14 protein-coding genes and 2 pseudogenes are annotated in these 11,291 nt (G+C 69.9%); 5 read left to right on the forward strand and 11 right to left on the reverse strand.

The window, feature by feature from the left end:
- From GJ629_RS10595 to GJ629_RS10605, 4 genes are all read right to left on the reverse strand, one after another.
- A partial coding sequence (locus tag GJ629_RS10595; protein ID WP_157512994.1) for a hydrolase occupies positions 1–1,666 on the reverse strand: 1,666 nt, incomplete at its 3' end.
- 53 nt (positions 1,667–1,719) lie between these two features.
- A complete protein-coding gene (locus GJ629_RS10600; protein ID WP_157512995.1) occupies positions 1,720–2,442 on the reverse strand; it encodes a diphthine--ammonia ligase in 723 nt (240 codons plus the stop codon).
- Between the two features lie 37 nt (positions 2,443–2,479).
- Positions 2,480–2,632 (reverse strand): hypothetical protein, encoded by a 153-nt coding sequence (locus GJ629_RS16235; protein ID WP_197428552.1) that lies wholly within the window; start codon positions 2,630–2,632, stop codon positions 2,480–2,482.
- A 96-nt stretch (positions 2,633–2,728) separates the two neighbouring features.
- On the reverse strand, positions 2,729–3,691 hold the full coding sequence (locus tag GJ629_RS10605; RefSeq protein ID WP_157512997.1) for a sugar phosphate nucleotidyltransferase: 963 nt from the start codon (positions 3,689–3,691) through the stop codon (positions 2,729–2,731).
- A gap of 79 nt (positions 3,692–3,770) precedes the next feature.
- Between GJ629_RS10605 and GJ629_RS10610 the strand changes: the two genes are divergently transcribed.
- Complete coding sequence (locus tag GJ629_RS10610) at positions 3,771–4,061, forward strand: transcriptional regulator (RefSeq protein ID WP_157512998.1); 291 nt, start codon at positions 3,771–3,773, stop codon at positions 4,059–4,061.
- On the opposite strand, the pseudogene GJ629_RS10615 reads toward GJ629_RS10610, so the two are convergent.
- From GJ629_RS10615 to GJ629_RS10625, 4 genes and pseudogenes are all read right to left on the reverse strand, one after another.
- Positions 4,062–5,353: pseudogene (locus tag GJ629_RS10615) on the reverse strand (dihydroorotase).
- A 24-nt stretch (positions 5,354–5,377) separates the two neighbouring features.
- Positions 5,378–5,884, reverse strand: a complete 507-nt coding sequence (locus GJ629_RS17110) for a PfkB family carbohydrate kinase (RefSeq protein ID WP_231754586.1) — start codon at positions 5,882–5,884, stop codon at positions 5,378–5,380.
- The gene (locus GJ629_RS17115) at positions 5,827–6,378 is read right to left on the reverse strand and encodes a PfkB family carbohydrate kinase (protein WP_370515867.1); all 552 of its coding nucleotides are present in this window, start codon (positions 6,376–6,378) and stop codon (positions 5,827–5,829) included. The genes GJ629_RS17110 and GJ629_RS17115 overlap by 58 nt, the downstream gene beginning before the upstream one ends.
- An 85-nt stretch (positions 6,379–6,463) precedes the next feature.
- Positions 6,464–7,111, reverse strand: a complete 648-nt coding sequence (locus GJ629_RS10625; RefSeq protein WP_157513000.1) for a lipoate--protein ligase family protein — start codon at positions 7,109–7,111, stop codon at positions 6,464–6,466.
- 59 nt (positions 7,112–7,170) lie between these two features.
- On the opposite strand from GJ629_RS10625, the gene GJ629_RS10630 reads away from it, so the two are divergent.
- Both GJ629_RS10630 and GJ629_RS10635 read left to right on the forward strand, forming a co-directional pair.
- On the forward strand, positions 7,171–7,986 hold the full coding sequence (locus tag GJ629_RS10630; RefSeq protein ID WP_157513001.1) for a hypothetical protein: 816 nt from the start codon (positions 7,171–7,173) through the stop codon (positions 7,984–7,986).
- Positions 7,987–8,030: 44 nt separating this feature from the next.
- Positions 8,031–8,477, forward strand: a complete 447-nt coding sequence (locus tag GJ629_RS10635; RefSeq protein ID WP_157513003.1) for a PaaI family thioesterase — start codon at positions 8,031–8,033, stop codon at positions 8,475–8,477.
- Here the strand turns inward: GJ629_RS10635 and GJ629_RS10640 are convergent, their stop codons facing one another.
- The gene (locus GJ629_RS10640) at positions 8,478–9,473 is read right to left on the reverse strand and encodes an ornithine cyclodeaminase family protein (RefSeq protein WP_157513005.1); all 996 of its coding nucleotides are present in this window, start codon (positions 9,471–9,473) and stop codon (positions 8,478–8,480) included.
- Between the two features lie 290 nt (positions 9,474–9,763).
- Here GJ629_RS10640 and GJ629_RS16240 point away from each other — a divergent pair, with 290 nt between their 5' ends.
- Positions 9,764–9,934, forward strand: a complete 171-nt coding sequence (locus GJ629_RS16240; RefSeq protein WP_197428554.1) for a hypothetical protein — start codon at positions 9,764–9,766, stop codon at positions 9,932–9,934.
- A gap of 108 nt (positions 9,935–10,042) precedes the next feature.
- Here the strand turns inward: GJ629_RS16240 and GJ629_RS10645 are convergent, their stop codons facing one another.
- The gene (locus tag GJ629_RS10645) at positions 10,043–10,468 is read right to left on the reverse strand and encodes a DUF3054 domain-containing protein (protein WP_157513007.1); all 426 of its coding nucleotides are present in this window, start codon (positions 10,466–10,468) and stop codon (positions 10,043–10,045) included.
- 22 nt (positions 10,469–10,490) lie between these two features.
- Positions 10,491–11,075, reverse strand: coding sequence for a class I SAM-dependent methyltransferase (locus GJ629_RS10650; RefSeq protein WP_157513008.1), 585 nt, complete (start codon positions 11,073–11,075; stop codon positions 10,491–10,493).
- A 70-nt stretch (positions 11,076–11,145) separates the two neighbouring features.
- Here GJ629_RS10650 and GJ629_RS10655 point away from each other — a divergent pair.
- Positions 11,146–11,291, forward strand: a pseudogene (locus GJ629_RS10655) (GNAT family N-acetyltransferase); the annotation flags it as partial.

Here is an 11,291-nt window from a genome sequence, read left to right on the forward strand (position 1 = left end):
GAATCGGGTGTCGGGTGTCGTTGGTGGACGAGCGTCGCTCTCGGCGGCCGTCGGGTCGGAAAGCGTCGCCTGGGACCGGTTCGAGCGCTCGCCAGCGCCGCGGCGGCCGCCTTCGGCGTCCCGTCACGGGCGTAGACGCCCCATCGCCCCGCCTCGCGCCGTCCCGGAGCGCGAACGCCGCCATCACGCCCACGCCTCGCTGGCGGAGCGTCTCCGCGACCCGCCGACAGACCCGAGCCTGATAGGCCTGTGAGGCATCGACGTCGTCACCGCCGACGCGCGCGTCGTGTACCGCACGGTCCAAGCCCTCGGTTCCGCCGCCGTCAGCGAGCGCGCCGGCCCCGAACTCCGCGACCACGTCGGGGTCGAATCGGTCGAGGTAGCGGCCGGCGTCGGCGGCGTCGCCGTACCGCCAGCCCGGATACAGCGTCAGGCCGTCGGCGTCGATACCCGGCGGCCCGACGACTGGAACGGCGAGGACGCCCTCGGGAACGGCGCCCGCCGCGGCGTCTGCGGCGCTGTCGTCGTGGCTCGCCCGCCAGCGCTGCCACCGGAAGCGCAAGCGGTCGAGCGGCCCCGACCCCAGCGGCGAGCCGAATGGGTCGACCGGGTCGTCTTGGACCGTCACCGCCGCCAGCGCCGGGGAACTGCCGTAGCGGTCGGCGAGCGACGCCACCGCCGCCTCGGCCCGCGACTGGTCGAAAGCCCCCGGACCGGTCACCGGCAGGTCCTGCCACAGCAACACGCCGGCCTCGGCGCAGGCGTCGACCACCTCGGGCGGGGCCGCGTGGGCGTGAGCGCGGACGAGGTTCGCATTGCACTCGCGGGCGCGTTCGACGTCCGCGGGTGTCGCGTCGAGTAAGTTCACCCCGCGGGCGGTGACAGGCGTCCCGTTGACCGTCAGTTGCCCGTCGTCCATTGCAATCGAACAGAAGCCCGTCGAGACGGTTCGCTCGACGCCCGCCAGTTTCGCCCGTATCTCGTAGCGGTGCTGGTCGCCGTAGCCCGCCGGCCACCACAGCGCCGGGTCACGGACCTCGATGTCGTGGTCGACGGTCACGGTTTCGCCGGCCGCGGCGGTGACGGCCGCGCGCTCCATCGTCCCACGGCCGCGACCGCTCCCCGCCGGCCGGACCGACAGCGTCACCCGATCGTCTACGGCCTCGTCGGCGACGATATCGAGCGACACCGACACCGTGGCCGTGTCGCCATCGACGGTCGGCCGGGCGGTCATCGCGTCGATGTACGTCCCCGGATACGTCCGGAGGCGCGCGTCCCACCAGATGCCCGGGACGCTGTCGGCCGGCGCGACGAGGTCCGTGCCGTAGACGCCCGCAAAGGGCGGGTCGGGCCGGCGACAGACCACGCGGACCTCGGTGTCGCCGTCGAGGTGGTCGGTCAGCGGCACCCGAAGCGGGCTGAAGTACCAGTCGCTGTGTGCGACCCGGTCACCGTCGCAGAACACCGTCGATTCGCCGTAACAGCCCCGCAAGTCGAGAACGGCACGCGAGGTAGTGCTGTCTCTCGGGTCCTCAACCGTCGTCCGGTAGGCGACGGCGTCGGCACCGGCGAACTGTTCGGGCCGGCCGGGGACTTCGACCGGCGTCCACGATTCCGGCTCCGGGTACTCGGCGTCCGGGTCGACGGCCGCGCCACGCCACTGCATATCGACACCACGCGGCCGCCGGCGGTATAGCAGTACCGGTCACTACGCCGACACTAGTCGGCCAACCACGCGTCGTCGATACGGAGGCGGCCGCGGGTCCCGTCGAACTCCGGCGTCGCGGACAGTTCGATGGGGCGGTCCATATGCGGCCCGTCGGTCACCAGCGTCTCGAACTCCCCGCCCTCGCCGAGGATGTGGACGCCGTACTCCTCGTTGAGAGCCCGGAGGTCCTCGATAGCGTCGGCGTCGAGCGTCCGGCCGAGCCACGATTCGTCGAGTCCGGCCGCCGCGACCTGTATGATCCGTATCGTAAAGCCCGCCTCCAGCATCGCCGCCGCCAGTTCCTCGGGGTCTTCCTGCCAGAGGGGCGCGAACAACTCGGCGTCGAGGCGGTCACACATCGCCTGCATCCGGCTGGTCTGGTACTCGCTCTCGACGGCCCCGGCGGTCACGCCGGCGACACCGCCCGGCAGGTCCGAATCGAGGGTTTCGAGAGCCGCCTCCAGCGGTTCGAGTTCACTGTCGCCCTGTGCCCCCGAGTCGGTGGCGCTCGCGGCGTCGAAGTCGTCGGGTTCGACCGCGAGCAGGTCGATACCGATGCTCTCGGCCGCCAGTTCCGCCAACCGCGTCGCCGGGACGTGATACATATACGAGTCGCCCTCGGGGTGGACCGTCACGAGTCGCTCGACGGGATGGCCCGCCTGCAGCGCCCGGTAGAGCGCCCACGAGGAGTCTTTCCCGCCCGAGAAGAGGCTCACCCACGCACCGTCAGTCATACCTCACCCTACGTGCGCGTCGCCTTCCCTCCTCCGGTCACCGGTGGACGGTGACGGTCACCTCGCCGCAGGCACACTCGTAGGCCCGGCGCTCCCCGTTTGCCGTCTCGAAGGTGAGCATCAACCGCTCCGCCGACAGCGTCCGGTCACAGCCGTCCGCCTCGCACGTCGGGGTCAGTTCGTTCAACATACCTACGTGTTGGGCCCGAAGGGTACTCAAAGCGAGCCATACCCGGAGTGAAAGTGAAAGTGCAGGACGGAGTCGGGTCGGCGGGCGAGTGAGTGGTCAGTTGGCGATGTGGGTGTGGGCACCGATGACGGCCCCGGCGAGGTCGAGGTTCTCGACGTGGGTGCCGCGGTCGATGATCGAGTTGCGGAGTTCGCAGTCGTCGACGGTAGCCTCGGGGAAGATGACCGACCCGTCGACGGTGGAGTCGACGACAGTCGCGCCGGGGAGGACGTGGACGTTCTCGCCCAGCGTCGAGTTCTCGACGGTCGCGGAGTCGGCGACGAGGTTCTCCCCGCCGAGTTGCCACGCGACGGCGTCGAGGTAGCTCTGTGGCGTCCCGATGTCGAACCACGCGTCGTCGAACGGGAACGCACAGACGGTGCCGGTGTCGACCAGCCACTGGATGAACCAGCCGGGTTCGTCGGGGTTGTTGCCGTCTTCGAGGTACTCCTCGAAGCGGATGGCGTCGGCGGGGAAAGCGTAGCAGGCGATAGAGACCAGCGTGCTGGAGGGGTCGTCGGGCTTCTCCTCGAAGTCTATCACCTCGTCGCCGTCGAGTTCCACGACGCCGTAAGAGGTCGCTCGCTCGTAGGAGCCGACGTCGTAGGCGGCGAGGGTGGGTTCGTCGTTGGACTCGAAGGCGTCGATGAACTCGGGGAGGTCGAAGCTGATGAGGTTGTCCCCCGCGACGACCAGCAGGTCCTCGTCGTCGATGCCCTCGCGTTCGACGAGTTGTGCCAACGCCCCCACGACGCCGAACTTCTCGTCCTCCGCTGCGGTGTCCTCGATGGACAGGCGCGGCTTCTCCAAGCCCGTCTCGGCGACGTGGTCCTCGAAGTCCTCGGCGAAGCGCTCGTTCGTCGAGACGTACACCTCCTCGACCCGGTCGTCGTCTTCCAGTTCCGTGAGGATACGGTCGATGACCGTCGAGTCACCGACCGGGAGCAGCATCTTCGGTCGGTTCTTCGTCACTGGCCACAGGCGCGTCGCGTAGCCACCGGCGAGTACGACAGCATGCATATCAGTTGAGTCACAGAGCGCGGGTAAGGACTTTTTGCTTCCCCCGAAACTCTATGTGTGTGTCACGACAACAGGGTGTATGCGCGAGGCGAGTCGGACGACCCGAGAGCGCATCGCCGATGCCCTTCGTGAGACGCCGATGGACGTGCCGACGCTGGCGACGGAGTTCGACCTCACCAGCAGCGCCGTCCTCAGCCACGTCGACCACATCGCGAAATCACTGGACGGGACCGACGAGCAGTTGCTCGTCGCGCCGCCGACCTGCCGGGAGTGCGGGTTCGACGACTACGACGACCTGATCAACCGGCCCAGCCGCTGTCCCGAGTGCAAACACGAGGACATCACACCGCCGACGTTCGCCGTCGAGTGACTACTGGCCCGGCCCGCGGGCCTCGCGGACGTTCTCGCCGACCGGATGGCCGAAGCCGACACCGTCCTCGTAGACGACGGTCCCGCGAACGGTCGTCATCTCGGGGAAGACGGCCTTTCGGCCCTCGAATGGCGTCCACTCGCACTTGCTGTGGAGGGCGTCGCCGCTGATGGGCCGGGCGTCCTCGGGGTCGAACAGCACCACGTCGGCGTCGTTGCCCTCGGCGATTGTCCCCTTGTCCGGGATGTCGAAGACGGCCGCCGGGTTCCGGGCGGTCAGGTCCCGGACGCGCTCGTAGCTCAGACGACCCTCGCGGGCCTCGTTCAACAACAGCGGCAGGGCCGTCTCGACGCCCGGGACGCCGCTGGGCGCGTCCCAGATACTCGCGTCCTTCTCCTCGCGCGTGTGCGGGGCGTGGTCGGTGGCGATCATATCGACGGTGCCGTCGGCGACTCGCTCGTAGACCTTCCGGCGGCGGCCCTCGCGCCGCAGCGGTGGGTTCATCCGGCCGAACGTGCCCAACTCGGGGAGGTCCGCACGCGAGAGGAACAGGTGGTGGGGCGTGACCTCGCAGGTCATCCCGGCCTCGGACGCGGCGTCGATGCCCTCCGGCGTCGAGGTGTGGGCGACGTGGATGGTCGTGTCCTGTTCGCCTGCGACCCGGCAGGCCCGCTCGATGGCCGTTATCTCGCGTCGGCGGTCCGGTAGGCGCTCCAGGCGTCAGCGTCGTCGCGTTCGCGGGCGCTGTCGTTGAACAGCGACGCGTCCTCGGCGTGGACGGTGACGGTCACGTCGCTGTCGGCGGCGGCGGACAGCGCTTCACCGAACAACTCGGCGTCGATACCCATGTTGCCCGTCGAGTCCGCGAGGAACACCTCACCGAGGGCAAAGAGTGGGCGACGGAGGAGAATCCGGGGGAGCCACGACTCGGTGACGCCGCCGTTGATGCCGAAGTCGACCAGCGACTGCTCGCTGGCCAGCGCGAGTTTCTCGTCGAAGGCCTCGCCGTCGACCGTCGGTGGGTCGGTGTTGGGCTGGTCGACGACTGTCGTCACGCCGCCCGCGGCCGCGCTTTTCGACCCGGTGGTCCACGTCTCCTTGTGGCCGTAGCCCGGTTGGCGAAAGTGGACGTGCGCGTCGATCATCCCGGGCGTGAGTCGCTTGCCCGTGGCGTCGACGGTCCGCTCGTCGGCCGTCGTCGTGAGGTGCTCGGCGACGGCGGCGATGGTCCCGTCCTCGATGCGGACGTCCCGGGTCCGGCCGTCCGGGAGCGTGGCGTCGGTGATGAGCATACCGGCAGTGGCGGCGGCGATGGCCTAAGTCTCCCGGTCGTGGTCGAGTTGCCACACCGAGAGACTGTCCATCGCCGGTTCGGGGTCGATGTGGTCGATGCTGGTCCCGGTGACGCCGACGACGGCGCCCGCGGTGGCGACGCCGGCTTTCAGCGCCTGTCGGTCGTCCCAGCCCTGCTCGTACCCCCAGAGGATACCCGCCAGCAGGGCGTCGCCGGCGGCGACCGTGTCGGCGACGTCGACGTTCAGCGACGGGGCGTACAGCGCCTGATCGGGCGTGACCAGCACCGCGCCGTCGTCGGCCATCGAGGCGACGACGCGCTCGAACCCCTCGGCCTGTAGCGCGAGGGCGGCGTCCTTGCAGTCGTCGATGGAGTCGATGGTGACGCCCGTGGCCGCCTCGATGCCGGCGCGGTTCAGCCGGCAGCACTCGTAGGCCTCCTCGAGGTCGCCGAGGACCTCGCCGTGGACGTTCAGCGCCGTGTCCCAGTCGCCGGCGGCCGCCAGTCGGTCGATGTCGGCCGGCCCCATCCCCCGCGGGAGGCTCCCACCGATGTTGAGGATGTCGGGGTCGTGCTCCCGGACCGTCTCGACGAGGCGGTCGACACACTCCTCGTCGACCTCCGGTCCGGGCTGCTGGAGTTGGAACTGCTGGCGTTCGACGGTCTCGTCGTCGCGACGCGGGTCGTCTGTGGCCCTTCGGGCGGCGGCGTGAGGATGGTCGTGTTGATGCGCGTCGGCGCGGAGTCGACCGAGCAGAAGTCCGTCGGTACGTCAAGCCCCGAGAGGTCCTGCTCGATGAAGTAGCCCGTGAACCCGCCGGTGACGCCCGTCGCCACCGTCTCGCCGCCGAGCGCGTGGACGAACTCCGAGACGTTGATGCCATCGCCGCCGGGGGTAAACTGCATGTCCCGCGTCGACTGGACGGCGTCCGCCGCGAGCGGTTCGTCCATCTCGATGGTCTCGTCGACCGCCGGATTCGGCGTGAGCGTGAGGATCATATAGATGAATGGGACGAGCGCCACAGCATAAAACGGTCGGTCCGTCCGGCGAACGGCGTAGTTTCGACCGGGACGCCGCCACAGACACTGCCGAGAGCGACGCCTCGTCCTACACGAGGAAGGCCGCGACCACCGCGTCCGCCACTCGGTCCGGCCCCGCCGGGCACCCGGCCGCGACCAGACTCGTCGTCGACTCGGGGTCGAACGCGACGCCGAGAGCCTCGTACACCGCCGCCGTAGTGGTGACGAACGCTTCGCGGTCGGCGACGACCACCGCGCCCGCGACGACCGCTACCGCCTGTGTAACGCGCTGGGCGAGACCCGCCACCTTCCCGCCGGCCGACAGCGAGTGGCTCCCCGGACAGAACGCGTCGTCGGGTTCGTCCGCGGTTGTCTCGACACCGCAGGCCGACAGCGCCGCCCGGAGTCGGTCGAGCGCGTCTGCGTACCTGTCCCGGATGTCGCCGCGTCGCCCCTCGGCCGGGACGGCGTGGACGAACGCCAGCGTCGACCCGGTGAACACCACCGCTCGGCCGCCCACGTCCCGTGTCACGGTCGGAAACCCGCGCTCGCGGGCGGCTGCCCGGGCCGCCTCGTACCCCTCGGCGCGTTCGTCCCGGCGGCCGAAGGCCACCTGTTTCGGGGGGTACCACACCCGCAGGCCAGCCTCGCCGGCGGCCGCGACGCGGTCGAGCATCGTCTCGGTGACCGTCCGGTCGTCCGCGACGGTCGACGCCGGGCCGCGACGGACGAACATACCCGTGGTAGGGACTCCCACCCGATAAACACCAAGTCCGCCCGGCCCCAATCGGCGGTATGGCAGTGACCGTCGGGACGGACGTGCTCGCTCGCTACCGGCGGTTCACGCTGTACGATTCGCCGTACGCCGCCCACGACGCGGGGCGCGCCGTCGACCTCTACCCCGACCCGGGGACGGCCCCCGCGCCGGTCGGCGGCGAAGTCGTCGGGATCCGGGAGGTACGGGCACCGCCGCGGCCCTACGCCGCCGACCGGGACTGGCTGATCGTACTCGACACCGGCGAGCGCCTCGCCCGGATTCTGCACGTCGAGCCGAGCGTGGCCGTCGGCGACACGGTGGTGGCGGGGGACTCGCTGGGAGAGACGGTCCGGGCCGGCTTTTTCGCGCCGTGGGTCCCCGACCACCTCCACGTGGGCTTTCGGCCCCACGGCGCCGACACCGACCGCGCCGCGGGGTCGCTCCCGATAACCATCGACGCCGACCTCCGGCCGCTGTCGTGGGACGGCACCGGCACCGTCGTCGCGGCCGGCGAGACGTGGGCCCGGTTGGACGCGCCGGCCCACCCGGATCCCGGGGAGTATTTCGTCGGTCTGGGGAGCGACGGCGGCGTGCTGGACGGTGGTCTCCCACACTACGAACACGGCGGCCTTCTCGGCGGTGGCGACCGGGCGGTGGTGGCCGGCACCGAAGTCGGGGCCGTAACGGACGGGCGGGTCCGCTGGCACGACCTGACGGTCCGGGCGAACGGCGACCCGGTGACCGGTATCGCGCTGTGCTGTGCGCGCGAGCGGTTCGGCGTCAAACTCGTCGGCGAGGGCGTGAATCTGGACGTGGGCGCGGCCGTGAGAGTGAGGATAGACCGGACCGACTGACACAGAGAGACAGCTACAAATCGCTCCAACTGCGAGGGAGAGCTATGCCGGAGGACCTTCCGCCGGAAGCCAAGGAGATGGTGCAGTACTACATCGAGCAGGAACACGGCTACCTCTCGTGGCTGGACGTCAGCGTCGACGAGATAACCGCCGACTCGATGACGCTCTCGATTCCCTACGACGAGAAACTCACCAACACCACCGAACCGCCGACCATCCACGGCGGCATCGCGGCGACGCTGGCCGACACCGCCGGCGGTCTCTGTCTGCGTCCCTCGCTGAAAGACCCGCTGGAAGGCGGCGTCGTCACGGTCAACCTCAACATCAACTACCTCCAGCGGGCACAGGGCGACCTGACCGCATACGCCGAAGTCGTCCGGGCCGGCAACTCAATCGGCGTCTCCCAGATGATGGTCGAGTCGACCACCCCCGACGACGGCGTCGAACCCGTCGCCGCGGGGATGGGTGCTTACCGACTGTTTCAGGAGTAGCTACATCGCGTCGCTGGCGGGCGAGAACCGTATCTCCTCGCCGAGGTCGTCCTCGACGGCGCGGTCGTACAGCATCCCCGCCGCGGCGACCGTCTCTATTGCCGTCCCGCCGCTGTCGAACAGCGTTATCTCCTCGGAGTCGGTCCGTCCCGGCGCCTCGCCGGCGACCACCTCGCCCAGTTCGGCGTGGACGTGGTCGTCGTCGACCGCACCGGCCTCGCGGGCGGCGATGAACGCGCCGGCGTCCTGCTGGATTCGCGCCCGCAGGTCCGGGACGTAGGTGGCTCGCTCGACCGTCGTGGCGTCTACCTCCCGCTTCTCGGGGTGGTACTGGCCCATCGCGGTGACGTGGGTGCCGGGTTCGAGTCGGTCGCCGTCGAACACCGGGTCGGCCGCGTCGGTGGCGGTGATCACGATATCGGCCCCTTCGACGGCCGCTGTCGGCGACGCGACGGCCCCGACGGTGGCGTCGAGTTCGGCGTTCGTCGCGGCCGCGAAGCGCTCGCGGTGGTCTGCCGTCGGCGAGTAGACGTTCACCCGCGAGAGGTCACGGACCGTCGCGACCGCGCGCAACTGGCCGCGGGCCTGCGGACCGCTACCGAACAGGCCAACCGTCTCGGCGTCGGTCCGGGCGAGCGCATCGACACCGACAGCCCCGGTCGCGCCCGTTTTGTAGGGGTTGAGGCTCGCGCCGTCGAACAGCGCCAGCGGCGCACCGCTGTCGGCGTCGAACAGCGAGAGCACGAAGTGGGCGTCCCCGCCGCCGAACCCGGCGGCGTAGGTGTACCCGCCCATAACGCCCGCATCGGGCAGGATGGCCTTGTAGCCCGTGAGCATCCCTGGCGGGTCGCCGCCGAACAGCGACGTCCGCGGTTTCGCCGGCGCGCCCTCGCCACGCTGTCGGTAGCCGTCCCGGACCGCCGCGACGTACTCCTCGACCGTCGCCAGTCCGGCCACGTCGTCGCTGTGGAGGAATCGAACCGTCGAATCACTCATACGAGTCGGTTGGGCGGTCGGCGTCTTATTGGTGTGGGTCGGGGAGACACGGGTGTTATCGACGTTGATAGCGACGTTACGTCCCGGTAACTGAGTGAGGTAGCCGATAACCGTCGGGCAGTTTCGTCGTTCCGGCGGTGTGGAGCGCGACCCGACCCGTCATCGCGTATTCGCGGACGATACTGGATGAACCATCCCATTTCAGACGTGATAATCGGGGGGTAGCCCTTATCACCCGTGAACAATCAGTAGCAATTGGAGGAAAAGACGGGTCACCCCGTCCCCGAACAATGAGCACGAATGCCACGGACGATACGAGCGAGCAGGCATCTGCCGACGACCAGGCCGAACGATACGCCGAACTCACAATCGGCGACGAGGAGTTCGTAATCTACGACCGCGAGAACCACCAAGCGTGGCTACAGTCGACCGTGGCGCTGGACGTCGAAGAGTACCGGTAGTCGGCCTCCACCGACTCCCCCTGCCACCCCCCGGCAGGGCTGCGGACAGTGTGTGTCACCGGCGGTGTCGCTTCGACACCGTCAGCAGTCACTCCCCCTCAGCGATCCCTATTCCGCCGTGGTCCAGTAGGCGACGAGCGCCCGCCACGGTAACAGCACCGCCAGTCCGACACCGACGGAGACGAGCGCGAATGTCAGCGCCGCGTTCCCGGGGAATATCGGCGTCGCCCGCAACGCCTGTGCGATCAGTACCGCGACGATCCAGGCCGGCGCGGTCCAGGAGACGGCCCTGATCGGGAACTGCCACGCGTCCTCGGTGTAGAGGCCGCCGACGAACGCCGCGGCCGCCCACCCGATCAGAAACGGGATCATCGTCGTGACCATCCGGAGGGGGTACTCCCACGGCGGGAAGCCGTGGTTGACCTCGCCGACGGCGACCCACAGGGCTATCGCCAAGAGATCACCGACCGCGACCACCGCCACCGTCGACCCGAAGTCGACCCGCCGCCGGACCATCGTTGCTAGCTGGGCCATACCCGTCGGTCCGTCCCAGTGGCTATTCAGTCCCCTGCTTCGGAACGACGCCCGCGACGGTGTAGCCGAACCCGCCCTCGACGACCGTCGCCTCGAACCCGGCCGCCGACAGCGAGGCGACCAGCGACGCCGGCGTCGCGAACTGCGAGTCGAAGCCGATTGCCCGCTCCCCGGCAACCAGCACGCGCCCCGGCAGCGTCGCGGGGTCGAACTCCGCGACGACGAACACCCCGCCGGGCGCGAGGACGCGAGCGACCTCCGCGAACACCGCCTCCCAGTCGGGGACGTGGTGGAGGGCATCGACTATCGTCACCGCGTCGACGCTGTCGGTTCCGAGCGGGAGGCGGCGGGCGTCGCCCTGCACACAGGCCAGTCCGCGGTCGCGGGCGCGGGCGAGCATCCCCCCGGCCGCGTCGAGGACGATGCGGTCGGGCACGTCGAGGGCGACGGCGGCCCGGCCGGTCCCGCCCGCGAGGTCGACCAGTCGCTCGACCGGGCGCTCGGCGGCGTCCAGTCCGGCCGAGAGCGACGCCGTCGACGCCCCGGGCATCGCGAGGTCGTAGTAGCGGGCCCACCGGTCGAAACTCCGGATGTCGTCAGCGAACATACTCCCACGCCGGCGGCGAGCCCCAAAACAACGTCGCCGGACACAAGCCGTCCCCGTCCGTACGTCGGCTATGGAGTACGCTCTCCTCGGGTGGGCCGACGACGGGCCGACGCTCAGACTCGACCACGAGCGGTTCGCCTACGCGGGGAAGTTCGTCATGTCCGCCACCGGGAAGGCCGTCGCGCGGGCGGACGGGGACGTCCTCGCCGCGGCGGC

The sequence above is a fragment of the Halapricum sp. CBA1109 genome (assembly GCF_009741825.1).
Lineage (GTDB): Archaea > Halobacteriota > Halobacteria > Halobacteriales > Haloarculaceae > Halapricum.